The sequence below is a fragment of the Pseudomonas sp. OST1909 genome, from assembly GCF_015277575.1.
GTDB lineage: Bacteria > Pseudomonadota > Gammaproteobacteria > Pseudomonadales > Pseudomonadaceae > Aquipseudomonas > Aquipseudomonas synxantha_A.
This window is the reverse complement of record NZ_CP063780.1, coordinates 1,027,899-1,052,802: the sequence shown is the minus strand read 5'-3', so window position 1 is coordinate 1,052,802 and position 24,904 is coordinate 1,027,899. Positions and strand designations below refer to the sequence as shown.

The window sequence follows — 24,904 nt, the reverse complement described above, 5'->3', positions numbered from 1 at the left end:
TATCGCTGATGATGTCGGGAAGCCGACAATTGTCCTACTTCGAAAGATCCAGAACAACCACCGTCGTCTATTGTCCTAATGCGTTATGCCTATAAAGGCCTCCACTGAGACTCGGTTATGTTTGGCCGAAGGCTTGTGTCATGATGATCCGACCGCAGGTTAGTCGTCCTCTTCCTATATGAATAGATCTTCCGCGTTGCTCCTTGCTTTTGTCTTTCTCAGCGGCTGCCAGGCCATGGCACCCGTGTCGCCGGAGGCTACGCCGCCGGTAGAAGACACCTCCCCCGCCCCTGAAAAGCCCAAGGTTTATTCCTCGTTCAGTGAAGAAACGATCTACAGCCTGCTGACCGCGGAACTGGCCGGCCAGCGTAATCGTTTCGATATTGCGCTGGATAATTACGTGACCCAGGCCATCAACACCCAGGATCCGGGCATTTCCGAGCGTGCGTTTCGCATCGCCGAATACCTGGGCGCCGACCAGGCTGCGCTGGATACGTCGCTGATCTGGGCAAAAAATGCCCCCGACGATCTGGAAGCCCAGCGCGCCGCCGCCGTGCAACTGGCGCGCGCGGGCCGCTATGACGACTCTATGGTCTATATGGAGAAAGTCCTGCAGGGCAAGGGCGACACGCATTTCGATTTCCTGGCGCTGTCGGCCGCCGACACCGATCAGGACACCCGCAATGGCCTGATGAAGAGCTTCGACCGCCTGCTGCAAAAGCATCCGAAGAACAGCCAGCTGATTTTCGGCAAAGCCTTGCTGTTGCAACAGGATGACGAAGCCGACGCCGCACTCAAATTGCTTGAGCAAAACCCGCCGGAAGACGGCGAGATCGCGCCAATTCTGCTGCGAGCACGCCTGCTGCAGAACCTCAACCGCGGCAAGGAAGCGATTCCTCTGCTGGAAAAAAGCATCAAGAAATACCCGGACGACAAGCGCCTGCGCCTGACTTATGCGCGAATGCTGGTTGAGCAGGACCGCATGGAAGACGCCAAAGTGCAGTTCGCCAACCTGGTCCAGCAATACCCCGACGACGACGAACTGCGCTATTCGCTGGCCCTGGTGTGCCTGGAAGCCAAAGCCTGGGATGAGGCCAAGGGCTACCTGGAACAGTTGATTGAACGTGACAGCCATGTCGACTCGGCGCACCTGAACCTGGGCCGCATTGCTGAAGAACGCAACGACCCGCAGGCCGCCCTGCTCGAGTACGCCCAGGTCGGCCCCGGCAATGACTACCTGCCCGCCCAGTTGCGCCAGGCCGACATCCTGATGAGCAATGGCCGTACCGACGAAGCGGAAAAACGCCTGGCCGCGGCCCGCGATGCCGAGCCGGACTACGCCATCCAGCTGTACTTGATCCAGGCCGAGACCTTATCGGCCAACAAGCAGGGCGAACGCGCCTGGAAGCTGCTGCAACAGGCGTTGTTGCAATATCCCGACGATTTGAACCTGCTGTACACCCGCGCCATGCAGGCTGAAAAGCGCAATGACCTGGCCCAACTGGAAAAGGACCTGCGCCTGATCATCAAGCGCGACCCGGATAACGCCATGGCACTCAACGCCCTGGGTTACACCTTGTCCGACCGCACCACGCGTTACGCCGAAGCCAAGGTACTGATCGAACAGGCCCATGCGCTCAACCCTGAAGACCCGGCCGTACTCGACAGCCTGGGCTGGGTGAATTACCGCCTGGGCAACCTCGACGAGGCCGAGCGCTTGCTGCGCCAGGCACTGGAGCGCTTTCCCGATCAAGAAGTTGCCGCACACCTGGGCGAAGTGCTCTGGGCCAAGGGCGAGCAACGCGAAGCACGACAAATCTGGGAAAAATTCCTCAAGGAACAACCCGAAAGCCCAATCCTGCGCGGCACCATCAAGCGCCTGACCGGATCCGAGACCCTTTAAGCTTATGTTCTTTCGCCACATTATCGTCTTCAGTTTTATCGCCCTGCTCGCCGGTTGCGCGGGCGTAGGCACCCGTGAATCCGTTGAAGGCCAGGGCAACCCGGCGCAATGGCAACAACACAAGGATCAGCTCAGCAGCATCGACGGCTGGCAGATCGAGGGCAAGGTCGGGGTTCGCGCGCCGAAAGATTCCGGCAGCGGCACCCTGTTCTGGCTGCAACGCCAGGATTATTACGACATTCGCCTCTCGGGCCCGCTGGGCCGGGGGGCGGCTCGCCTGACGGGCCGGCCGGGGCAAGTGAGCCTGGAAGTGGCCAACCAGGGCCGCTATGAAGCGACCTCCCCGGAGGAACTGCTGGAGCAGCAGATCGGCTGGAAGCTGCCTGTCTCGCATTTGGTCTGGTGGGTGCGCGGTCTTCCAGCGCCCGAGAGCAAAAGTCGCCTGAGCCTCAATGGCGACAGTCGCCTTGCCTCCCTGGAGCAGGACGGCTGGCAGGTGGAGTACCTGAGCTACGTGCAACAGAACGGCTATTGGCTGCCCGAGCGCATCAAGCTGCACGGCACCGACCTTGATGTCACGTTGGTGATCAAGGACTGGCAACCGCGCAAGTTGGGGCAATAACGTGACAGAACGCCTGACCCTGCCCTCGCCTGCGAAACTCAATCTGATGCTGCATATTCTTGGTCGCCGTGAAGATGGCTATCACGAGCTGCAGACCCTCTTTCAGTTCCTCGACTATGGCGATGAGCTGACCTTCGCCGTACGCGACGATGGCGTGATCCAGCTGCACACCGAATTCGAAGGCGTGCCCCACGACAGCAATCTGATCGTGAAGGCGGCGAAAAAACTTCAGCAACAATCCGGCTGCCGGCTCGGGATAGATATCTGGATCGACAAAATCCTGCCCATGGGCGGTGGCATCGGGGGTGGGAGTTCGAATGCTGCAACGACGTTGCTGGGGCTGAACCACTTGTGGCAACTGGGCTGGGACCACGATCGCCTGGCTGCGCTGGGCCTGGCGCTGGGCGCGGACGTCCCGGTTTTCGTGCGTGGCCACGCCGCGTTTGCTGAGGGCGTAGGGGAGAAACTTACCCCTGTAGAACCCGAAGAACCCTGGTATGTCGTGCTTGTGCCGCAAGTATCTGTAAGTACAGCAGAAATTTTTTCAGATCCGTTGTTGACACGTAACTCTTCTCCCATTAAAGTGCGCCCCGTTCCCAAGGGAAACAGTCGAAATGACTGCTTACCGGTTGTAGCAAGGCGTTATCCAGAGGTACGTAACGCTTTGAATTTGTTAGGTAAATTTACCGAAGCAAAATTAACCGGAACTGGAAGTTGTGTGTTTGGGGGCTTCCCAAGCAAAGCTGAAGCTGATAAAGTCTCGGCCCTTCTTACAGAGACCCTTACAGGGTTTGTAGCAAAGGGAAGCAACGTTTCGATGTTGCATCGCAAGCTGCAAAGTCTGCTCTAAAGGAATCGAGTGTTAGGCACTCGTTGCAACAGATACAGGGGCGTCGCCAAGCGGTAAGGCAGCAGGTTTTGATCCTGCCATGCGTTGGTTCGAATCCAGCCGCCCCTGCCATTTTCTAATACTCATCCAGGTTACCCTCAGCCTCTAGGTACTGCGCGTGTCCAAGATGATGGTCTTTACGGGGAATGCCAACCCCGATCTGGCTCGACGTGTCGTACGTCAGCTGCATATCCCTCTCGGTGACATCTCTGTCGGTAAGTTTTCCGACGGCGAAATTACAGCCGAGATCAATGAAAATGTCCGCGGTAAAGACGTCTTCATTATTCAGCCGACCTGCGCTCCGACCAACGATAACCTGATGGAACTCGTCGTGATGGCTGATGCCTTCCGCCGCTCCTCAGCGACTCGAATCACAGCTGTAATCCCTTACTTTGGTTATGCCCGTCAGGATCGCCGTCCGCGTTCCGCACGTGTGGCTATCAGCGCGAAAGTCGTTGCTGACATGCTGACCGTGGTAGGCATCGACCGTGTTCTCACGGTTGACCTGCACGCTGACCAAATCCAGGGGTTCTTCGATATTCCGGTAGATAACATCTACGGCTCCCCCGTTCTGGTGGATGACATCGAAGACCAGCGCTTTGAAAACCTGATGATCGTGTCCCCGGACATTGGTGGCGTCGTGCGTGCACGGGCCGTTGCCAAATCCCTGGGCGTGGACCTCGGGATCATCGATAAACGCCGTGAAAAAGCCAATCACTCTGAAGTGATGCATATCATCGGTGATGTCGAAGGGCGTACCTGTATTCTGGTTGATGACATGGTCGACACCGCCGGCACCCTGTGCCACGCGGCGAAAGCCCTGAAAGAGCACGGTGCTGCAAAAGTCTTCGCCTACTGCACACACCCTGTGCTGTCGGGCCGAGCGATCGAGAACATCGAGAACTCCATGCTGGACGAACTGGTGGTGACTAACACCATCCCGTTGTCCGCTGCTGCTCAAGCCTGTTCGCGTATCCGTCAACTGGATATCGCACCGGTAGTTGCCGAAGCGGTTCGCCGCATCAGCAATGAAGAATCGATCAGCGCGATGTTCCGTTAAGGGTCAAACCTTCGGAGCACCTCACTGACGAAAAGCGCCCCGCCCCAACATACTGTTGGGGCGGGGCTTTTTTGCCCATATCGCCTTTAGCGCTGGTCGCAAACGCTGGGGCGAATGTGGTTATTTTGGAGATACAACATGAACGATTTTACTCTGAATGCTGAAGTGCGTTCCGACCTGGGGAAAGGTGCGAGCCGCCGCCTGCGTCGTCTCGCAAGCCTGGTTCCAGCTGTAGTTTACGGTGGCGACAAAGCCCCTGAATCCATCAGCATGCTGGCCAAAGAAGTTGCCAAACTGCTCGAAAACGACGCTGCCTACAGCCACGTTATCGAACTGAACGTTGGCGGCAAAAAGCAGAACGTTATCATCAAGGCCCTGCAGCGCCACCCTTCCAAGGGCCACGTACTGCACGCTGACTTCGTACGCGTTGTAGCCGGTCAGAAACTGACCGCTATCGTACCTGTGCACTTTGTTGGCGAAGAAGCTCCAGTCAAGAAAGGTGGCGTTGTTTCTCACACCACTACCGAGCTGGAAGTAAGCTGCCTGCCGAAAGACCTGCCTGAGTTCATCGAAGTCGACCTGTCGGCTGCTGAAATCGGCACCATCATCCACCTGTCCGACCTCAAGGCCCCTAAAGGCGTTGAGTTCGTTGCACTGGCTCACAACGACGACAAGGCTGTTGCCAACGTCCACGCGCCACGTGTTGTAGCAGAAGATGAAGCCGGCGAAACCGCTGCCGAGTAATACACTCTGCAACGAAGGAGCTTGAGGGAACATCGCGGACCGAAACGTAGCGAGAAAGCGGGCAACAACGCGAAGTTTATCTCTGGATAAGTGAGCTCCTGTCGTCCACTTTCGCCGCACGCTGGTGTAGCGATGTTATCCACAACTCCAAAGGAAGGGCCCCTGTCGTGACTGCCATTAAACTGATCGTTGGCCTGGGAAATCCAGGCGCCGAATACGAACAGACCCGGCATAACGCGGGGGCCCTTTTTGTTGAGCGCATCGCCCACGCCCAAGGCATCAACCTTGTGGCCGATCGCAAATATTTCGGCCTGACCGGGCGCTTTTCGCACCAGGGTCAGGATATTCGTCTACTGATTCCCACCACCTACATGAACCGCAGCGGCCAGGCTGTCGCGGCGCTCGCGGGCTTCTTCCGGATCAAACCCGAAGAAATCCTGGTGGCCCATGACGAACTGGACCTGCCACCCGGCGCTGCCAAGCTCAAGCAAGGCGGCGGACACGGCGGGCACAATGGCCTGCGCGACATCATCGCGCAGCTGGGCAATCAGAATACCTTTTACCGTCTGCGGCTCGGCATTGGCCACCCAGGCGTTGCCAGTATGGTTTCAAATTTCGTCCTGGGTCGTGCGCCACGCGCCGAACAGGAAAAACTCGATGCCAGCATCGATTTTGCCCTCGGCGTGCTGCCGGATATCTTCGCCGGTGAATGGAACCGCGCGATGAAAAACCTGCACAGCCAGAAGGCCTGACTTTTACCCGAGGGGAAACACCATGGGATTCAATTGCGGCATCGTCGGCCTGCCCAACGTCGGCAAATCCACCCTGTTCAACGCCCTGACCAAGTCCGGTATTGCGGCGGAGAACTTCCCCTTCTGCACCATCGAACCCAACAGCGGCATCGTGCCGATGCCGGACCCACGCCTGGAGGCACTGGCGGCGATCGTCAACCCCAAGCGCATCCTGCCGACCACCATGGAATTCGTCGACATCGCGGGTCTGGTCGCTGGCGCATCCAAAGGTGAAGGCCTGGGCAACAAGTTCTTGGCCAACATCCGTGAAACCGATGCCATTGCCCATGTGGTCCGCTGCTTTGAAGACGAGAACGTGATCCACGTTTCCAACAGCGTCGACCCCAAGCGCGACATCGAAATCATTGACCTGGAACTGATCTTCGCCGACCTCGACAGCTGCGAAAAGCAACTGCAGAAAGTCGCGCGTAACGCCAAAGGCGGAGACAAGGACGCAGTGGTCCAGAAAGGCCTGCTGGAGCAGTTGATCGCTCACTTCACCGAAGGCAAGCCGGCACGCAGCCTGATGAAGAGCATGGGCACCGATGAGAAGGCTGTGATCAAGGGCTTCCACCTGCTGACCACCAAGCCTGTGATGTACATCGCCAACGTCGCCGAAGACGGCTTCGAGAACAACCCGCTGCTCGACGTGGTCAAGGCCATTGCCGAGGAAGAAGGCGCCATTGTTGTTCCGGTATGCAACAAGATCGAAGCTGAAATCGCCGAGCTCGATGACGGCGAAGAAAAAGATATGTTTCTTGAGGCCCTGGGCCTTGAAGAGCCTGGCCTGAACCGTGTGATCCGCGCCGGCTACGAGATGCTCAACCTGCAGACCTACTTCACCGCCGGTGTCGAAGAAGTTCGCGCCTGGACCGTCAAGGTTGGCGCTACCGCGCCACAAGCTGCCGGCGTGATCCACACCGACTTCGAAAAGGGCTTCATCCGCGCCGAAGTGATCGCCTACAACGACTTCATTCAGTACAAGGGTGAAGCCGGTACCAAGGAAGCCGGTAAATGGCGCCTGGAAGGCAAGGAATACGTCGTCAAGGATGGCGATGTAATGCACTTCCGTTTTAACGTGTAAGTACCATCCGCGGTATTGACTGCGGGACCAGAAAAAGCCGATGCATTGCATCGGCTTTTTTGTGGGCGAGCGCTTATGATAAAAGACTTATATCTAAAAAAAACAGACTCTCAGAATATTCCTACTTACCAATCGACCGATTAACTCCGCACTTATTCCTGCAACCAACAAACGTTAACTTACCATCATTTTCCTACATCACTCCTCCGCTTAAACCTCTCTACACCGAGTGACAACTTTTATAATCTACGTTCTACTGAAATAGCGCTTGCACACCGTATTTGCAACAGTGAAGTAATAGCGAACAGGGAGTATCAATTCATGTCGACCTACGTCCAGAAGGATAATAAAACAGACGTTTCACTCATCGAAGGTCCGGAAATTGAAACCACGCTTAACAACACTGCCGCGCTCAACGTTGACATTCTGTTGCTGGGAGAAACCGGCACCGGAAAAGACACTCTTGCACAGCGGATTCATCGTTTATCGGGGCGACGCGGTAATTTTGTTGCTGTGAACTGTGCGGCCATTCCAGAAAGCCTCGCGGAAAGCCAGTTGTTCGGTGTCAACAGCGGGGCTTATACCGGGGCAATACAATCAAGGGCTGGATTCGTCGAAGCTGCCCACCTGGGTACCTTGTACCTGGATGAGATCGACAGCATGCCCCTGAACCTGCAAGCCAAGCTCCTGCGCGTGCTGGAGTGCCGTGGGGTGGAACGCCTGGGCTCGACTCGGTTGATCTCCGTGGACATGCGCGTCATCGCATCAGCCCAGCAGTCGCTACAAATCATGGTCGAACAAGGCGCCTTCAGGCGTGACCTCTACTTTCGTTTGAATGTGGTCAACATCGAGCTCCCCGCCCTGCGAGATCGGCGCGAACGCATCATTCCGTTGTTTCTGGAAATGGTTCAGGAAGAAGCGGAGCAGTTCAAATGCAGTGCCCCATCGGCTCCTGACAGCCTGCTGCATCAACTGCTCTGTCACTCCTGGCTGGGTAATGTGCGCGAACTACGTTCGACGGCGAAACGGTTCGTCTTGGGCCTCCCGCCGCTCTCAACTCCCGTATGCAGACAGCAACCGCCGCAGACGGACCTGAAGACACGCCTTCAACAGATTGAAAAAGCATTGATCGAAGAATCCATGTACCGCCACCACCACTGTGTAGATACCGTAGCAATTGAGTTGGGGGTCGCTAAGCGCACGCTGTATTACAGGATGAAACAATTGAATATATCACTGGCATAAGCTCAATTGTTGCTCTTACAGCTAACAAGCAGGCCATAAAAATCCTGTATTGCCAGAGATCCAATCAAACAACCGTCCGAGAAAACATTTAGTAACATCGCCACATGGAAACATCTGGAACGCATTACTTATACGGGCCACACAGTCGTTGCCAGGAGCAAATCTCTGTAACACGTAGACGTTGCCGTGATTTGACCGATGGAAAGATAAAGACCCAAAAAAACCATAGTAGGATTTTTATATGAATATTGGTGCAGGAATTGGTTCGAGCTCTGTAACGCAGACATCTTCAGGGAATATGCTTGGAGCTGGAGGCGCGACCGAGGGCTCAGCCGAAGCTATCTTCGAGAAAATGAAGGCTGATGCAATAAAAAATGGCTGGAAGAGTGCTGAAGTAAAAAATATTCAAGCATTGATCCGGTCGGGCTCAGGTCAATAATTACGAGGTGATCGATTACCTTTCAGGCTTTCCAGCCCGAAAGGTAATCATCCAACCAGCCCGACAGAGCATTTTAGTGCTCTAGAGCCGCTGTCCACCCTGAATGAGTAGACACTCCATGCAAATAGTAAACGACCGCTTTTCACAGAAAAGCAGCAATACCGAACACGACCGTACGCCACCGGAACAATCGGCAGGCGGTACGGACGTCAGTTTTTTCACGTCACTGTTCGAAGGCTCCCATCCCATAAGCACAATTTCTGCCAAGCCTGAAGTCTCACTCCTTTTGACAGAGGCATCAAAGCACCTCAGCAACTCAAGAGATGGCTTCGCAAAAATAATCCGCTCCACCAAAAAAGGAATCGATGTTGAGGCCATCGGAAATTACCCACGCGAGTTACATAACGCACAACTGACAACACAGCTGATGGTGAAATGTCTTGCCAAGACAACGCAGTGCATTGACAAGATCAGCAACATGCAGTCTTGAGCATGAATAACTCTCTGCTTGTCGCTTTAGTTTTGAGTATGACTTTTATATTGAGCGGATGTGGTGACCGGGTAGAACTGCATCGCCAACTGTCCGAACAAGAAGCCAATGAGGTTGTAGCCGAATTGGCTGATAAACATATTCGCGCGCAAAAGGTACCGGCCAAAGACGGGGTCGTCGTAACGGTTAATACAAGCGACATCGGGCGCGCCGTACGTACCTTGGAAGCCGCCGGCCTTCCCCGGCTCGCCCGGACCACTATGGGGGATACCTTTCGCAAGGAAGGGGTAATTTCCACCCCCCTGGAAGAGCGTGCCCGCTACATCTATGCCTTGTCTCAAGAGCTTGAAACCACGTTATCCAAGATCGACGGCGTCATCGTCGCACGTGTGCATGTGGTATTGCCTGAACGCATAGCGCCGGGAGAACCGGTCCAGCCCGCATCCGCTTCCGTATTCATCAAGCATGATCCACGCCTGGACCCCGACAACATCCGCGCCCGGGTCCGCAGAATGGTGGCGAGCAGTATCCCGGGGATGACCACCGCAGTGGATAACCCGCAAAAACTCACCGTGGTGTTTGTACCAGCCTCCACTTATCAGGAACAACAACGCCTGGTGTATTTCGGCCCCTTCCTGGTGCCCGGCGACGATCTCGGATTCTGGCGAGCCAGCATCATGATCTTGCTGCTCGGTCTGGCTTCGGCCGTGGCAGCCATGATCTTCCTGCAAGCGCGGCGCAAACGTCCTCATCTGGAGCCAGCGCTTACAGGAAACTCAACGGGGCCAACGCATGGCACCTAGACCCGATCATCTGATGCGTGAGCAACTGGCCTGGGCTCAATGGTGGGCTTTTCCCTGGAAGCAGGCCCACGAAGACTGGAAAGGCGACAAGTATCGTGCGATTGAAAGGCTTTTTTATCGCGGTCGGTCAGCGCCAGAGGACCTTACGGGTTTTGTCGCCTGCTTGCCGGCTGCACCACATGCCACTGTGCTTCGGTTGGCCCTGGCCTCCACGGACCAACTCAACCTGGCGCTCGCATTGGCTAACCACACGTTCAATCCCCAGGCAGCATCACCCTTGAGTGAAGATCATCATGAGTGGTGCATGCGCCTCTCCATGGCGCTGCACCCTTCCATGCTGCCCCCACATTCCGATCCGCTGCGACTACTTCATAGCTGGGTTGAGCCCGCTACCTGGCAGCGCCTTCGATTGCGTTTCCCACGTACACGTGTGAGCGAGGCTGAAACAGCAGACGCCCCACTCGAAAGTGCGAGCAGCCGATTGAACACCCTCTGGCAGGCCGTCGTCTGGCGCGTCGCAAGCATGGCGAGCGACAACATGCCCCTGTCTCGCAAGGATGAGGAAAGCAGCGATGTTATGCCGACATACTATTGAGTTACGCAAGGACGCATCCGGCACGCGCGCCAACCTTATCCCGCGCGAAGAGCTAGCCAATTGGGAACAGGCCAACCATCTCTTGAGCCACGCCAATGCCCAGGCCGACGAATTGATACGTATGGCCGAAAAAAAATGCGAGGCCATGCTTGAACAAGCCTCACTGGAAATCTGGCAACGCGCCGACGCTCAGCTCAAGCAATGGGAACGCGACCGTCAATCGATGTGCGACAACCTTGAACACTACGCGACCGCCATCACCAACCAGGCCATTCGCTGCCTGCTCGACGAAACAACTGCCCCGCAACGGCTCGCAGCGCTGTTGAAACAATTGCTGGATAGCCAAGTTCAGGAAGTCAGTGCGACGTTGCTCTGTCATCCCCATGATCTTGAGGAGATAAGACAGGGCCTTGCCCGTCACAAGAGCAGATTCTGGAAGTTAAACGCCGACGACACGGTTCATCCTCAAACACTCGTATTGAAAACAGATGAGGGGGACTTCCGTATCAGCTGGAATGCCATGCTCGACACTTTTTTCAACCAGGGCAAAGAGTACTCGATCGAGATCTAATCCTACGAGCACAGAGACTTTATTTATATTCACCCCTTAGAACTGACTGTTTAAATTCGCCCTTCAATATAGCTATCAGAGAGAAACCATGGATTTTTTCAAAGAGCTGACTCACTCGATTGCCAGAAATAAAACATCTACATACAAGGAGTTCAAGTCCGGTTTTGAAGAAAGCCTGATGGCCGAAGACAGCGAGTTGTTTCACAACTTAGTAACGCGCAGGGAGGTTACCTTTGCGCTTTATAGTGAGCACGGTAAAACGGTCAATCAGATGCTCAAAACAACCATTGAAAGTTTTCAGTAAATGAAAGCGCTCGTGGGCGACTGGTTGAGCGGCAGGGAGGAAAAAATCGCCCTATTTGAAGGTGACGACGAAGTCACCTTGCGACGTCAGGGCGACGCCGTTTTATTGGGTGTTCAACTGACCTCAGCGGTGACAGATAACTCAGCCTTGCAAGACTGGCTGCGCCTGGGTGCGGCCAGCTTGAACCATTTCCAGGGTGCCTTGGCTCAAAAAGCTGACACAGGTGCGCTATGGCTGATTCAACGTCTGCGCACCGACCGTGGTGAAACCCACGTACTGGATTGCCTCGAGACCCTGCTGAACCAACGCGACACGTGGCGCGCCATCGTTGCGCGTCTTGTTCGTCCAGCCCAAAACCTCAAACCCACCCCGCTACGTTCACGCTCGTACTAATCAGAGAACTGTCTATGCCTAACAAGACCCATAAGGGCGGCCGCTTGTGCCTTGACTCGCCTGATGCTTCATTCAAAAGAGCCCATTGGCGGAATGTATTCCTGTTTTCCTGGCTGCTGGTTTCAACCCAAAGCGCGTTAGCGGCGATCCCCGCCGAATGGAAGAACACCGCCTACGCTTATGAAGCCGAGCATAAGCCAGTTCGGGACGTGCTCGACGACTTCGCCCAAACCTTCGGTACGCAACTGCAAATCGAGGGCCTGCTGGAGGGCACCGTCAACGGCAAGATACGCGCCAATACCCCACAATCCTTGCTCGACCGGCTGGGAGTAGAACATCGCTTCCAATGGTACCTGTACAACAACACACTCTACATCAGCACCCTGGACCAGCAGGAGTCCGCGCGCCTGGAGGTTTCCTCTGAGACCATTGCCGACCTCAAGCAGGCGCTCACTGATATTGGCCTGCTCGATAGTCGCTTCGGCTGGGGTGAGTTGCCCGAGGATGGCGTCGTGCTGGTCTCCGGACCTCGGCGCTATATCGAACAAATCAAGCAGTTCAGCAGCCAACGCCGCACCGTGGATGAAAAACAGACGGTGCTGAGCTTCCCGCTGAAGTTCGCCAACGCCGCTGATCGTCAAGTGGATTACCGCGGCCAGAAGCTGACCATTGCCGGTGTTTCCAGCATTGTGCAAGGGCTGCTGGAGCCCCGTTCAAATCCGATCTCCTCGGTGCTGAGCCAGCGCCCTTCCTCACAGCCCGCGCCTATTGCGCCGAATGTTGCCCGCTTGAGCAACCCCATGCTGGGGCAGATACTCGGTACAAACAGCAACACCATGCCATTGGATATTGGCGCCACACTCCCCCCGCGTGCACCGATACCCAGCAGCCGGATTCGCGTCGAAGCCGACATTCGCAATAACGCAGTCCTGATCTATGACCTGCCAGAGCGCCAGGCCATGTACCGCGAGTTGATCGCTCAACTCGATGTGGCGCGCAAACTGGTGGAGATCGACACGATCATTCTGGATATCGAGCGTACGCAGTTGGATGAGTTCGGCGTGAACTGGGGGTTTCAGAACAGCCGGTTCCGTGCAGGTTCGTCATCCCAACAGTTGTCGCTTGAGAATCGCGAACGTTTCTATGCCGACATACGCGCCCTGGAAGCCAAGGGGCTGGCGACTATGGTTTCCAACCCGTCCGTGCTCACCCTGGAAAACCAGCCGGCGGTGATCGACTTCAACCGCACTCAATACCTGACGCCCGGACGTGAAAACGCCACCATCTTGCCAGTCACTGTCGGTACCAGCGTCCAGGTCGTGCCCCGCGTCATCACCAGCAGGGGAAGCCATCAGATACATCTGGTCGTGGATATCGAGGACGGCACGTTCGACGAATCCAACCCCAACCGTAGCCTCAGGGACCTTGATGTTCGCCGCGGTAACGTCAGCACCCAGGCCGTCATGGCGGAAAAGCGCTCTATGGTTGTAGGTGGCTTTCACGTCACGGAAAGCACCGACAGGCAAAACAAGGTGCCGCTGCTGGGCGATATCCCGCTGCTGGGCAAAGCGCTGTTCTCTTCCAGCGAAAGGCAGAACAATCGGCGTGAACGCCTGTTTATCATCACGCCGCGCGTCATCGGCGACCAGGCCGATCCGTCTCGCTATTTGCCCCAGGCAGATCAGGCCCAACTGCAGGCGGCGCTGACACCGCTGGCCAGGCGTAACGCCCCTCACCAGCCGGTGATCAAGCGTAGCGACGTGATCAGCACCCTGGCGCACCTGGCGACTGGGCAAGTGCCCAAGGCCTTCAAGTTGGCGCCAATGCCCCTGGGGTTGAACACGCTGTGCAGTACCCGCGACCTGCTCGCACTGAGTACCGAGCGCAGCCAATGGTATGCAGGCCCTGAGTACAACGTTGCAGTCGTAGTACTACGCAACCAGTTCAACCGCAATGTGCGCATCGATGAAAAAGAATGCAGCAACTCGCAAACGCTTGCCGTCACCGTGTGGCCACACGCCTGGTTGAAACCGGGAGAGGAAGCCGAGGTATTTATTGCCATGCGTCCGGTGGTGAAGGATGAACATCTCAGCGTACCGCGCCCCACCTTGATTACGCCCTCTCAAAAGGTCCGCCCATGAAACATCAATTGTTGTGCGTCACTCTGATCGGTGCGGCGCTGCTTGTCAGCGCATGCACCCCCACGTGCCAAGGCGACTCCTGCTCACGCCCGCAATCGACCGCACAAAAGATGGTGATCTGGTGGCCATCTCACATGCGCGTCGAGCCCGGCCCTTCCGGGGAGCGAGCGGATTACCAGACGATATCGCTGGAACGATGAGCATCAAGGAAATACCCGACGAACCACGCCAGGTATTTCTGGAGAACCTGGTGAGCGGCGCTGCCACTCACCAGGTTCTCACTTGCGGCATCGAGGTGCGCGCGCTCAACGCGGGTAATCGCCCTGGGCTGGCCTTGCATGTCGCTCGCGAAGCGTTGCAGGCCGGGCAATTACAACGCGTATTGCAGCGCCGCTTTGAGCAGCCGCACGTGTTTGATGGCTGTTTTATCTATCTCGATACCCAGGGTGCCTTGGTGATCTGGCACGCACTGCCCGCCTCTCACTGCAATCCGGGCAGGCTCCTCAGCAGGATGCTCTCACTGGCCAATCTCAGCGCACTGGACCCAGGCTCCAGTCGCTGATCAGCGCTGATCAAGCTCAGGCAGTTCCAGCGTTTCGCGCTTGGCTTCGTCATCCAGCTCGCGCAAGGTGCGGTAGATCAACGCTACGGCCTGCAAGGTCTCGCGGGGAATGCTTGCACCCAGCTGCTTGGTATGGATCGTGCGGGCCAGCCACACACATTGAATCACCGGGACCTCGGCGACCTTTGCGCGCGCGATCAGTTTTCGCGCTTCGTCGTCCGTGCCCTTGCTGATCAGCAGGGGCAAAGGTGTCTCGCCTGGGCGGTAGTACAGCGCGACTGCAAAGTGCGTAGGGTTGACCACCAACATGTCGGCTTCTTCCAGCTTGGGCAGCTTGACCTTCGGCTCCTCTTGCGCCAATTCATGCGCCAACTGGCGGCGCTGGCCTTTCACATGGGGGTCGCCCTCCATGTCCTTGTATTCTTTGACGACCTCAACCTGTGTCATGCGCATACGCTTGGCGAAGAAGTGCTTTTGCAAAGTCAGATCGATCAGCGCCAACACCAGCAACAGCCCCAGGCAGGCATGCAGCAGGTGACGGAACAACGCGATCAGCGCCAGCAGATAACTCTGCAGGTCGCTGTTGGCAAGGTTGATCAACGCCCCCAACGCGGGCCAGACCACCACGTACACAATCAGGCCCAGCAGGAACGCCTTGGCGATGCTCATCAGCAGATTCATTAACGACTGGGCAGAGAACATCTGCTTGATCTGGCTGATAGGGTTGAGGCGATTGAAATCCATCTTCAGCGTATCCGGCGCGAACAGCAGGCCGAACTGCATCCAACTGGCAATCAGCTTCGCGGCAATCGCAAGCCCGGCCATCAACAGAGAGAACGAAAAAAACATCACCAGGCCCTCCACCAGCACTTCTTCCAGCACCCGCGCAAACGGCTGGCCCAAGCGTGAAATCGGCAACACCAGCAGTTGCTGAAAGCGCTGCAAGCTGGTTTCGGCAGTGAACAAGGCGACCTCACTGATAGCCGTCAGCGCCAGCAGCTTGCTCACATCCTGGCTCTGCGCAACCTGACCTTTCTTACGTTGGTCACGCAGTTTCTTGGCGGACGCCGGGTGCTTTTTTTCACCCGAATCACTCACGGCGCCGAGACCTTGAACAAAAGCCCCAGGTAGTGCTTAAGGTCACCCAGCTGGCTCATACGCCCGACAATAAGATCCTGTAACAGCGCGAAGTACAGCAACAAAATACCGATTCCCGCCAGGCATTTGACCGGCGGCGCCAAGGTACTCACTTGCAATTGCTGGCTGTAGACCCCCAGCAACGCGATACCGAACTCCAACAGCAACAACACGGCAATAAAGGGCGCGGCATAAAGCATCATGTGCATGAATGTGTCACTGAGCAGCCCGACAAATACGCTCATGGCATTAGCTGCTGGAAGCGGAAACCACACGGTGGGTGGCCAGATCAGGTAACTGTCCCAGATCACCTGGGTGAGTGCGCCCAACCCCAGGATGGCCATCAGCAAGTAAATCGCCAGTTGCTTGAACATGTGCCCGATCGGCGTCGCGTCCGGCCCCAGTGACGGGTTGAGTTGGCCACCGGCCAAGGCTCCACGCTGGTTGTCCAGCAGCGCTCCCACCGACTCGAACATCCAGAACGGCATCGCCAACAACACCCCCAGCAGCAACCCCAACGCTACCTCCTTGAGCATCAGCGCACCGAGCATCAATGCTGAATAGTCCTGCCCCGCCAAAGCAGCATGAATACCCGGAGCGGGCAACAACGCCATGACCATCACGATGGTGTGCCGGGGCAGGCCGCGCACATGTTGAAAACAAAACGCCGCCACCAGGATGCCACAGGGGTAGATACGCGCCATGCCGATCAACAGGCTGGGGAGATACTCAAGATAAAGCAGCACAGGCAACGCCTTAGTTCAGGGCCGAACGGCCGATCATTTCAAACGTCAGGTTGATCAGCTGGATCAACTCCACGCCAATCCAGCGGCCCGTGAGGATCAGGGTGATACCCACCGCCACTAGTTTGATACCAAAGGGTAATGTCTGGTCCTGGATCTGCATCAGCGCTTGTACCAAAGAGGTCAGCACCCCCACCACCACCGCCACGATCAGCGGCGGTGCAGACAGTACAACCACCAGCAACATGCCCTGCTTGAACAGCACGATAGGTTCCATACGCCACTCAGAGATAGGAAAGGAACAGGCTGTCGAGCAACCGCGACCAGCCAGACACCAGCACGAACAGCAGCAGCTTGAGCGGCAGGGAAATGGTCATCGGCGAGACCATCTGCATACCCAGCGCCAGCAACAGGTTGGAAACAATAAGGTCGATCACGATGAAGGGGATATAGATCAAGAACCCGATCTCGAACCCCGCCTGCAATTGCGAAAGCACAAAGGCCGGGATCAGCAGGATAAGATCCTCACGCTGTACCTCCTGAGCCATTTTCGCAGGCCACAGACGTGCGGTATTGTCCAGTAGATGGGTCAGCACATCCGCGTCCACATTACGCAGCATGAATGCACGCAAGGGGTTGATGGCCTCATTGCCGGTATGCAGAAACGTTTGCACGTTGCTCATGTCCAGAGGCGACGCCTTGATATTCTCGGCGATTTCGTACCCCACCGGCGCCATGATGAACAAGGTGGCCGCCAGAGCGATTCCGTTGATGGCCATGCTCGGAGGTACCTGCTGTACGCCGATGGCATTGCGGGTAATCATCAGCACAATCACGATTTTCAAGAAGGCTGTGCAGACCACCAACAGCATGGGCATCAACGACAGCGCGCCCAGAAATATCGCCAGGACGATCGGGTCCAGCCCTTGAAGTATCATCGACCGAACACCACTCGGGACAACTGCAACCCCAGGCGCCCGTCAACTTCCACCAACTGCCCCTGGCCGATGGGCCGATCGCCATAAAACAGACCCGCCATGCCTGGGGCAAAGCCTGTAATGCCCAGTACCGAGCCGGGTACGAGGTTACGCAACTCCCCCAGGGTCAGGTTCAGTGTTCCGCAGCGTACGCTCAGCGTCATGCTCAATTCATCGAACGGCTCGGGGCCGAATACGTCCATTACGGGTTCATCGTCTTCATGCCCCGAGTGATGAGGTACATCTAAATCTTCGTCCACAGACACGTCCTCGATAGAAGTAAGAGTGAAACGTAACCACCCGGTGTCATCGTCAATGCCGCCATGCAGGCGCTCTCTGCCGACCGACACATAACCGCTGCCCCGGGCCTGGAAAAAGGTCTGTTCAAGCAGCAGCACATCGCCGGCTCGCAGACTGCCGGCCTGTACAATCGGTAACCGCAACCGCCCAAGGGTCACCGCAATTGCCAGTTGAAACGACAACGGCAGCGGCGCAGCCGTGGCCCGCCAGGCCCCCGCTTCGTACAAAGCCAAAAAGCTTTCGCTGCTCAACCACACATAACCCTCAACCCACGATGCCCCCAGGGTCACGGTGAGGCGACAGCCAAAGCCCTTTGGTCGCCCGGTGTGTAGCAATCGCACATAACCCAACAGCGCTCGCACTTCGGGGCTCAGGTAATACTGAAACAACGTCCAGAACCAGGAATCCGGTTCGTTGTCGACCCCTGCAAGGGTCACCGGACATTCGCCCAGCAGGCTAAGCAACGGCCCCGCCTTGGCGAGCGCCAGCACACCGCACTGCGTGTCGAAGCACACCACGTCACCGCCAACAGGCGCACGCCCAGGCTCAAGCCGCAACTCACCGGCCTGACCCGCAACATGGAACGGCAGGTACAGGCCGCGACCCAGCTGGCGGCGTGCGGCAACCCCGTCACTCTGGATCGAAGGTAATGTCAGTAGCGGTACGATCATGGGTTGCCGACGCTTGGCAGAAGAAGGCTGACCGGCAGCCCCAGCGCTTGCGTAAAACGGTCCTCACACTGTTGCCGTACGCCGCTGAGCCAGCGGGCCGTAGCGTCGTGTTCCGCTTCCAGTCCAATGGCCCAGCCGCTCTGCTCTCGGCGCACGCTGGCGTTGATCCGCCCCAGGCGTGGCAAGTACAACACTGCCTGCAACGGCCACTGCGAACCGGCCAACACACGAGGCGTCAGTTGTTCGGCCAGCGCCTCGATCATGGCAATACCGGCCGCAGATTTTTTTCGCGACAAGGAGGCGCTCGTCCCGGCGCTCGTCCCGGCGCCCTCCCCATCACCCGCAAACAAACGCGCAAACAGTCGCCCTTGTTCCCACGCAACCACGCCCGCCGCTCCTGACTCACGCTCTTCGCGCTCACGCAGGGGGGGTCGTTCAGTGGGTTTATTCGCAACCTGGGTCATGTCGGCTCCTGTGCAAGCAAAAGTGATAGCTCCTGTAACTTTTCCACCTGTCGCAGGCATTCGGTGGCTTGCCTCTGAGCACTGCCAACGTGGTGTTCCTTTTCTTGCCGTTGGTTGCGCAGCGCCTCAAGCTGCCCCTCTTCGCGCTGGGTACTGGCGGATAAGGAGCGCTCCTGTGCGTTCCAGGATTTCAGGCCCGCCAAGGTCAAGAGCTGGCCCTGGTGCTGACTGAGCAACTCAGCACTTTGCCGGGCTTGCTCCTGCCGAGCGTGTTCAAGTGCATCCTGGGCCTGCTGGATATGCGCGAGCAGGGCCTGCTGCGCACGCTTGGCCTCACGCAGGGCACGTTCGGCACGATCGGCCCTGTGCCTGCGCAGGCAACGCAGCATCTGCACTTCATCGTGCAGCACATCAGAAGGGGACATAGGTCGTCAGCTCCTTGAGTTGCTCCAGCGTGACGGCCATCGGTGTCGGCTCACGCAAATCCTGGCGCAGGAAACCGTCCACCGCCTGGCGACTGTTCACGGCCAGGTCCGTCAACGCATCGCTGCCAGGCTGGTACTCGCCCAGCTTGAGCATCAACTCGATCTGCTGGTACGCCGATAACAACCGTCGCAACGCCGTGCCCGCCTGAATATCCTCTGGCGCCGCAACGTTGCTCAATATTCGTGAAAGGCTCGCCAACACATCCACCGCCGGATAGTGCCCACGCTCAGCCAATTTGCGCGACAGCACGATGTGGCCGTCGAGCAATGAACGTACTTCATCGGCCACCGGGTCGTTCATGGAGTCCTGCTCAATCAGCACTGTGTAGATCGCTGTGATCACGCCGTCACGGGTCAACCCGGCGCGCTCCACCAAGCGCGGGAGCAAGCTGTACACCGAAGGCGGCAGGCCTCCGCGCCCCAGGGGTTCGCCGGCAGCCAGGCCGATTTCACGCTGGGCCCTGGCGAAACGGGTCAGGGAATCAATCAGCAGCAACACCCGCTGGCCCTTGCGCCGAAAACCTTCAGCCAGTGCCGTGGCGGTAAAAGCGGCGCGGGCACGCTCCATGCTGGAGCGATCAGACGTGGCACACACCAGTACCGCTTTGGAGCGCAGTTGCTCATCGAGCTCATGGTCGAGAAACTCACGCAGCTCGCGCCCCCGCTCGCCGATCAAGCCGAACACGATGACATCGCATTCGACGTTACGGGCGATCTCGGCCAACAAGGTGGTTTTGCCACAACCGGCCCCGGCGAACAGACCGACACGCTGGCCTTCACCGAGCGTCATCAATCCATCGATGGACCGCACCCCGGTGGCCAGCGCACGGTTGATACGCGGCCGCTCGGTGGGCAAGGGCGCTTCACATAACACCGGGCTGGTATCCGGCAGTTCGGATTCGACAAATGCGCTGGCACCCTGGCCCGTAATCGGCCTTCCGAAACCATCCAGAACCTGGCCCAGGAGCGCCTCGCTGACTTGCACCCTATGCGACACGCCCAGGCGCTCGACCGGCGCCCCCACGCGCACGCCTTCCAGGTTCCCAAGGGCACTGAGCACCGCATCCTGCTGATCAAAACCGATGATTTCAGCGAGCATGCAGTCACCCGGACCTTTTTCCACCTGGCACAAGTCACCGATACGCGCCTGAGGCAGCCGGCACTGCAGCAGCATACCGTTGACGCGCTGGATTCGCCCGCGCATGGACACCGGCGCAAAGCTGCCAAGCGCCTGGGCCTGGCGTTGCTGCCAGGCGTCCAGACGCGCTTGCTCGGAGGTACTCACCAGTGCACCTCGTAACGCTGTGCGCCATCAAAAACCACTTTGCTGTTGTCGATCAGCACCAGGCGCAAGCCGTCCACCTGATCCCCCAAAAAGAGCCGGCTACCCTCTTCCAGAACCACATGGCCGTTAGGTCCGCCGACTATTTGCACGATCCTGAACGGCAAGGCGTCATCTCGCACACGTACACGACTGATCACCGGCACCATACTGTCGAATTGCTCACCAAAGCGGCTGAGCATCCGCGACACCAGCTCCACGTCGTCCTGGGAAACATCGCCGTTTAGCACGACTTGACCGTTGATGACTTGCAAGTCGATCCGTTGGCTCAGCTCACGCTCGCCGAGCATTTTCAACAACTGCTGACGCACATCAAACGGTGAAGCCAACTCTTGTTTGCCAATCACCGATGGCATCAGCGAAGCCTGCGCGTCATGTTCCCCGGTTGAAACCATGCCCACCACTGCGATGACTACCGCCACCACCAGCATCAGGCTGATCAACCGCTTTTGCTGCGAGGGTGAGATGGACGATAACGGCAGTGTCTGCACAGGTTGTTCCGGTGATGGCAATGCTGCAGATACCGGGGCCTCAGGTTCAGGCCCAGGCCATGGATGATCTGCCAAGGCGACGCACAATCTCACGCTGCCCACCAGAAAGGGCGCGTTCAACGCCAGGCTCGGGATCTGCGCCAAGGCCTGGCCATCAGCCCCGTACACCAGCTGCGCCTGGGCCTGCACCGACCAGTTAGCGTCGCAAAACTGCAGCAGGGCATGATGCTCGGCGACCCCAGGATCGCTCAGCACCAGGTCAGCGTCCGGCTGGGCACCGATGCTCCATCGCTCGCCGAACAACGGCAACGCAGCGCCCTGGCGCAGCCCATCAAGCACGCGTAACTCATACATCATCGAGCCCTCCTTCGTACTGTCCATGGCTGCGAAATCATGCCGCTGCGCCACGCATCAATGCTTCCTGACCGAGGTCAATGCGCCCCAACACCTTGACCTTGGATGTGCTCCCCAACTCAGCGAAAGACAGCACCGGTACATGGTTGAACTCTTCGAGCAATAAAGTCCGCAAGGGGCTGCGCAAGTCCTGCGCCACCAACATCACGCTCTTGCTCTTGGCCCTCAAGGTAAAGGCCTGATTGAGCAGGTTGATAAACGCCGCGCTGTGATCCTGGTCCAACGCAAAGAACACCCCGGTCTGGGTCTGGCGCAGGGCTTCGCGCAGGATGTTTTCGCTTTGCGCAGACAACAGCCAGGCGTGCAGGCCGTCGGCTTCGCTGTACTGGTGATAGATCTGCGCCTTGAGAGCAATGCGTGCATAGTCGGCCAGGGCTTCCGGCTCACGCTCATGCTGTCCGTACTCGATCAGCGATTCGACAATCAGCCGCACCGCCCGCAGCGGGACACCTTCACTGGCCAGGCGCTGCAACACCGCAGAAAAACGCGACAGCGGCATGATGCGCTGCAGTTCCTGCACCAGTTCCGGCTGATTATGCTCAAGCCAACTCAGGATCGACTTGCTCTCCTGAATCCCCAGGAACTGTGGCCCGCTGAGCATCATCGCCTTCCTCATACGCTCCAGGATCAGGCTCGTGGCGGTGAAGCGCTCCAGTTGCGGATCATCAAGCAGCGGATCGTCAGGGGCCAACCAGAGCCAATCCTGTTCATCGCGCTCAGCCAACCCGGCGATGGCGTGCTCTGGCTCAACCTCAAACGCCATGCGCTCAACAGCCATATGATTGACCACTGACGCCCTGACCATGGGGACTTCATGCACACAAAAGCGCATCTCATCAGGGGCCAGGGAGTCATCGAGCTCGACTTCGAACGGCGGCAATGTCAGGCCAATATTGGCGACCAGCGAATTTCGCGCCTGGCGAATCCCGTGAATCAGATTCGTCACTTCAGGCGTGCCACGCAGAACAGGGGAAAACTGCAACAGGTAAGGGCGCGACGGGTCAAAGCCGCGCAAGTCCTCTTTACCGTTCTCTTCAGGGCGAACGACTTCGGCGGCCTCGTTGGAAGGCCCTGACTGGTGTTGACGCTGGCGCACCAGGTAGTAACCCACGCTGCCGGTGATCAGCGCGATCAGGATAAATACCAGGGTAGGCATACCTGGGACCGCGGCAAACGCAAGCATTCCCACCGAGGCAATTATCCAACTCTTGGGCTCGCTGGTCATTTGCCGGGCAATTTCGACGCCCATGTTACTGACGCCTTTGCGTCCATCCGGCGCAACACGGGTGATGATCATGCCCGCAGTCAAAGAGATCAGCAGCGCCGGAATCTGTGCAATCAGGCCATCGCCGATCGTCAGTACCGAATACAACGCCATCGAATCGCCTGCGCTCAAGCCGTGCTGGAACATTCCTGTGGAGAAGCCGCCCAACAGGTTGACCACGACGATGATCAAGCCGGCGATAGCGTCGCCCTTGACGAACTTCATCGCCCCATCCATGGCCCCAAACAGCTGGCTCTCACGCGACAACTGCTCACGCTTGTCCCTCGCCTGCATGCCGTCAATCAGCCCTGCACGCAGATCGCTATCGATAGACATCTGTTTGCCCGGCATCGCATCCAGGCTGAACCGCGCCGCCACCTCGGCGACCCGCTCCGAGCCTTTGGTGATCACCAGGAAGTTGACCAGGGTCAGGATCAGAAAGATCACCATCCCTACCGCCAGGTTTCCCCCCACCACGAAATTGCCGAAGGCCTCGACGATGTCACCGGCATCCTGTTCCAGCAGGATCAAGCGCGTGGTCGCAATCGACAGCGCCAAACGAAACATGGTGGTCAGCAACAGGATCGATGGGAACGATGAGAACGCCAGAGGGCCTGGTAGATAAAGCGCCAGTACGATCAACAGGCAAGATATGCAGATATTGAGCGCAATCAGAATATCTACCAGCCAGGTCGGCAGTGGCACGATAAAGATAAAAACAATGGCCATGACCACCACGGCGCCCAGCACTTCTGCGCGCTGTGCCACTTTGAGCAGCAAGCCGTTGATGGTCGACAGCAGGGTCACGTCATAACCCCGGCCAACTCAGGAAAACGCTGGGTACCACCGTCGATCCGGTTCAGCTCGTCCATCACCGCTACAAACCTGAACAAGGTTTCCTCACGGACTCTACTGTCAGACCATAAGGCCAACGGCAACTGCCGGATAAGAGGGTAAAGCGCGTTGAGAGCGGCCAGTTGCCTGGAGGGCGAACCACTCCCCATCTCATTCCCCAACCGCAGGATTTCCTCGGCGGCAACGCCGCTGTCGGCGTATCCAAGCAGGCGCTGCAGCAGGGAAACGGCGTCCTGATCAATGCCCAGTCGCAGGTTGAACGCCAGGCAATCGGCCAATACGGTGCCCAACTGCCCACAACTTCGCAGGCCCAGCAGCAAAGAACGCAACAGTGGGGTGGGCATCGATGACACCCGGGCCGCGATATCGTCTGCCAAGGCTTTACGCATCACATTGAGCCCTTCATAGAAGCGCTCGCCGCCGTATACGCCCAGCAGGGCTTGCATCATGGTCGCCAGCGATTGGCGCGTGACCACGCTGGCATAGTAGAGCGCGCGGAGCGCCTGGCGTTCCTGCGGGTCTGCGCCGGTTGCTTGCAAAGCGACGGCAATGTTCAGGCCAGCCTGGATTTCTCCTTTGAAACGCGCCTCGAATTTGGCAATGGCTGCGCGGGCCAAGGCAGCCTCGGATTTACGCAGTTCAGTGTCCGCCTGGCTTGCCACGTGCTTGAGGACCACGAACGCACGCGCCGGGTCGCCGCCTGTGAGGTCGAGCAATTTGTCGACGCTGGCGTTTTGCAGTAACTGCATCCTGATGCGGCGAGAAACCGAGGCCATGCTCGCCTGGGCCGGATGCCCCAACTGGTCATAAAGCTGCACCAGTTGTTCCGCAGCAGGCACGCGCGGGCCCATCTGCCGCTGGGCCAGCGGAAGTTTATTGAGCTCTACTTCCTGAGTGAACAGTTGGGCCAGTTCATCAACACCCTTCGCAGGCGCAGGCACGGCAGTATTGCTGATAACAGGTTGATCCAGGCGTTGGACCGTTGGCACATCGTTGCGCGATTCGACTTTCATGGACAGGCCAGTTCAGGAAGAGTGTGTCTCTGTGTGGCAAAGCCTACCCATATGGTTCCATTGAAAATCGAGACGACGGCAGGTTTGAAAATACTTGCACGGACCTCTAATC

Annotated in this window: 29 protein-coding genes and 1 tRNA gene; 19 read left to right on the top strand and 11 right to left on the bottom strand. The window is 57.6% G+C overall.

The features are described from left to right. Positions 1–178: 178 nt before the first annotated feature. The 19 genes from IH404_RS04560 to IH404_RS04475 all read left to right on the top strand — a co-directional run bounded on the left by IH404_RS04560 (position 179) and on the right by IH404_RS04475 (position 14,636). Positions 179–1,903 (top strand): tetratricopeptide repeat protein, encoded by a 1,725-nt coding sequence (locus IH404_RS04560; protein ID WP_005784615.1) that lies wholly within the window; start codon positions 179–181, stop codon positions 1,901–1,903. 4 nt (positions 1,904–1,907) lie between these two features. Next, positions 1,908–2,525 (top strand): lipoprotein insertase outer membrane protein LolB, encoded by a 618-nt coding sequence (gene lolB / locus IH404_RS04555; RefSeq protein ID WP_005784614.1) that lies wholly within the window; start codon positions 1,908–1,910, stop codon positions 2,523–2,525. Between the two features lies 1 nt (position 2,526). After that, positions 2,527–3,375 carry a 4-(cytidine 5'-diphospho)-2-C-methyl-D-erythritol kinase gene (ispE, locus tag IH404_RS04550; RefSeq protein ID WP_005784613.1) on the top strand — a complete coding sequence of 283 codons (849 nt, stop codon included), beginning with the start codon at positions 2,527–2,529 and terminating at the stop codon, positions 3,373–3,375. 36 nt (positions 3,376–3,411) lie between these two features. Further along, positions 3,412–3,486, top strand: a tRNA-Gln gene (locus IH404_RS04545). Positions 3,487–3,532: 46 nt separating this feature from the next. Then, a complete protein-coding gene (locus IH404_RS04540; RefSeq protein WP_003208392.1) occupies positions 3,533–4,474 on the top strand; it encodes a ribose-phosphate pyrophosphokinase in 942 nt (313 codons plus the stop codon). Positions 4,475–4,612: 138 nt separating this feature from the next. After that, complete coding sequence (locus IH404_RS04535) at positions 4,613–5,218, top strand: 50S ribosomal protein L25/general stress protein Ctc (protein WP_005784612.1); 606 nt, start codon at positions 4,613–4,615, stop codon at positions 5,216–5,218. A 167-nt stretch (positions 5,219–5,385) separates the two neighbouring features. Next, positions 5,386–5,970 (top strand): aminoacyl-tRNA hydrolase, encoded by a 585-nt coding sequence (gene pth / locus IH404_RS04530; protein WP_194440024.1) that lies wholly within the window; start codon positions 5,386–5,388, stop codon positions 5,968–5,970. A 22-nt stretch (positions 5,971–5,992) separates the two neighbouring features. Beyond that, positions 5,993–7,093, top strand: a complete 1,101-nt coding sequence (gene ychF, locus IH404_RS04525) for a redox-regulated ATPase YchF (protein WP_005784608.1) — start codon at positions 5,993–5,995, stop codon at positions 7,091–7,093. Between the two features lie 321 nt (positions 7,094–7,414). Then, on the top strand, positions 7,415–8,338 hold the full coding sequence (locus IH404_RS04520) for a sigma-54-dependent Fis family transcriptional regulator (protein WP_005784606.1): 924 nt from the start codon (positions 7,415–7,417) through the stop codon (positions 8,336–8,338). A 241-nt stretch (positions 8,339–8,579) separates the two neighbouring features. Continuing rightward, positions 8,580–8,777: a hypothetical protein gene (locus IH404_RS04515; protein ID WP_005784604.1), complete on the top strand. Its 198-nt coding sequence runs from the start codon at positions 8,580–8,582 to the stop codon at positions 8,775–8,777. 118 nt (positions 8,778–8,895) lie between these two features. After that, the gene (locus tag IH404_RS04510; protein WP_032803245.1) at positions 8,896–9,267 is read left to right on the top strand and encodes a hypothetical protein; all 372 of its coding nucleotides are present in this window, start codon (positions 8,896–8,898) and stop codon (positions 9,265–9,267) included. Between the two features lie 2 nt (positions 9,268–9,269). Continuing rightward, positions 9,270–10,070: a type III secretion inner membrane ring lipoprotein SctJ gene (sctJ, locus tag IH404_RS04505; RefSeq protein WP_005784601.1), complete on the top strand. Its 801-nt coding sequence runs from the start codon at positions 9,270–9,272 to the stop codon at positions 10,068–10,070. A gap of 13 nt (positions 10,071–10,083) precedes the next feature. Beyond that, on the top strand, positions 10,084–10,665 hold the full coding sequence (locus IH404_RS04500) for a type III secretion protein (protein ID WP_232289404.1): 582 nt from the start codon (positions 10,084–10,086) through the stop codon (positions 10,663–10,665). Then, positions 10,643–11,236 carry a type III secretion system stator protein SctL gene (gene sctL, locus IH404_RS04495; RefSeq protein WP_194440023.1) on the top strand — a complete coding sequence of 198 codons (594 nt, stop codon included), beginning with the start codon at positions 10,643–10,645 and terminating at the stop codon, positions 11,234–11,236. The genes IH404_RS04500 and sctL overlap by 23 nt, the downstream gene beginning before the upstream one ends. An 88-nt stretch (positions 11,237–11,324) precedes the next feature. Next, positions 11,325–11,540, top strand: coding sequence for a hypothetical protein (locus IH404_RS04490; RefSeq protein WP_005784596.1), 216 nt, complete (start codon positions 11,325–11,327; stop codon positions 11,538–11,540). Next, complete coding sequence (locus IH404_RS04485) at positions 11,541–11,933, top strand: hypothetical protein (protein WP_005784594.1); 393 nt, start codon at positions 11,541–11,543, stop codon at positions 11,931–11,933. 14 nt (positions 11,934–11,947) lie between these two features. Continuing rightward, positions 11,948–14,074, top strand: a complete 2,127-nt coding sequence (sctC, locus tag IH404_RS04480) for a type III secretion system outer membrane ring subunit SctC (RefSeq protein ID WP_005784592.1) — start codon at positions 11,948–11,950, stop codon at positions 14,072–14,074. Beyond that, a complete protein-coding gene (hrpT, locus tag IH404_RS27750) occupies positions 14,071–14,274 on the top strand; it encodes an HrpT family type III secretion system protein (protein WP_005784590.1) in 204 nt (67 codons plus the stop codon). Before sctC ends, hrpT begins: the two co-directional genes overlap by 4 nt. Then, positions 14,271–14,636 (top strand): hypothetical protein, encoded by a 366-nt coding sequence (locus IH404_RS04475; protein ID WP_005784588.1) that lies wholly within the window; start codon positions 14,271–14,273, stop codon positions 14,634–14,636. Before hrpT ends, IH404_RS04475 begins: the two co-directional genes overlap by 4 nt. On the opposite strand, the gene sctU is transcribed toward IH404_RS04475, so the two are convergent. Genes sctU through IH404_RS04420 form a run of 11 tightly spaced genes read right to left on the bottom strand, consistent with a single transcriptional unit; the run spans position 14,637 to position 24,792 of the window. After that, positions 14,637–15,734, bottom strand: coding sequence for a type III secretion system export apparatus subunit SctU (gene sctU / locus IH404_RS04470; protein ID WP_194440022.1), 1,098 nt, complete (start codon positions 15,732–15,734; stop codon positions 14,637–14,639). Then, on the bottom strand, positions 15,731–16,519 hold the full coding sequence (gene sctT / locus IH404_RS04465; protein ID WP_005784584.1) for a type III secretion system export apparatus subunit SctT: 789 nt from the start codon (positions 16,517–16,519) through the stop codon (positions 15,731–15,733). Before sctT ends, sctU begins: the two co-directional genes overlap by 4 nt. A gap of 10 nt (positions 16,520–16,529) precedes the next feature. Next, entirely contained in the window at positions 16,530–16,793 is a 264-nt protein-coding gene (gene sctS, locus IH404_RS04460) for a type III secretion system export apparatus subunit SctS (RefSeq protein WP_005784582.1), read from the bottom strand. Positions 16,794–16,800: 7 nt separating this feature from the next. Further along, on the bottom strand, positions 16,801–17,454 hold the full coding sequence (sctR, locus tag IH404_RS04455; protein WP_005784580.1) for a type III secretion system export apparatus subunit SctR: 654 nt from the start codon (positions 17,452–17,454) through the stop codon (positions 16,801–16,803). Next, positions 17,451–18,464 (bottom strand): FliM/FliN family flagellar motor switch protein, encoded by a 1,014-nt coding sequence (locus IH404_RS04450; protein WP_194440021.1) that lies wholly within the window; start codon positions 18,462–18,464, stop codon positions 17,451–17,453. Before IH404_RS04450 ends, sctR begins: the two co-directional genes overlap by 4 nt. Next, on the bottom strand, positions 18,461–18,928 hold the full coding sequence (locus IH404_RS04445; protein WP_194440020.1) for a type III secretion system HrpP C-terminal domain-containing protein: 468 nt from the start codon (positions 18,926–18,928) through the stop codon (positions 18,461–18,463). Before IH404_RS04445 ends, IH404_RS04450 begins: the two co-directional genes overlap by 4 nt. Then, complete coding sequence (locus tag IH404_RS04440) at positions 18,925–19,353, bottom strand: YscO family type III secretion system apparatus protein (protein WP_005784574.1); 429 nt, start codon at positions 19,351–19,353, stop codon at positions 18,925–18,927. The genes IH404_RS04445 and IH404_RS04440 overlap by 4 nt, the downstream gene beginning before the upstream one ends. Then, positions 19,340–20,698 (bottom strand): FliI/YscN family ATPase, encoded by a 1,359-nt coding sequence (locus tag IH404_RS04435; protein ID WP_005784571.1) that lies wholly within the window; start codon positions 20,696–20,698, stop codon positions 19,340–19,342. The genes IH404_RS04440 and IH404_RS04435 overlap by 14 nt, the downstream gene beginning before the upstream one ends. Then, a complete protein-coding gene (locus IH404_RS04430; protein ID WP_005784569.1) occupies positions 20,695–21,600 on the bottom strand; it encodes an FHA domain-containing protein in 906 nt (301 codons plus the stop codon). Before IH404_RS04430 ends, IH404_RS04435 begins: the two co-directional genes overlap by 4 nt. A 37-nt stretch (positions 21,601–21,637) precedes the next feature. Further along, positions 21,638–23,731, bottom strand: coding sequence for a type III secretion system export apparatus subunit SctV (gene sctV / locus IH404_RS04425; protein ID WP_194440019.1), 2,094 nt, complete (start codon positions 23,729–23,731; stop codon positions 21,638–21,640). Continuing rightward, positions 23,728–24,792 carry a TyeA family type III secretion system gatekeeper subunit gene (locus IH404_RS04420; RefSeq protein ID WP_005784566.1) on the bottom strand — a complete coding sequence of 355 codons (1,065 nt, stop codon included), beginning with the start codon at positions 24,790–24,792 and terminating at the stop codon, positions 23,728–23,730. Before IH404_RS04420 ends, sctV begins: the two co-directional genes overlap by 4 nt. Positions 24,793–24,904 lie beyond the last annotated feature (112 nt).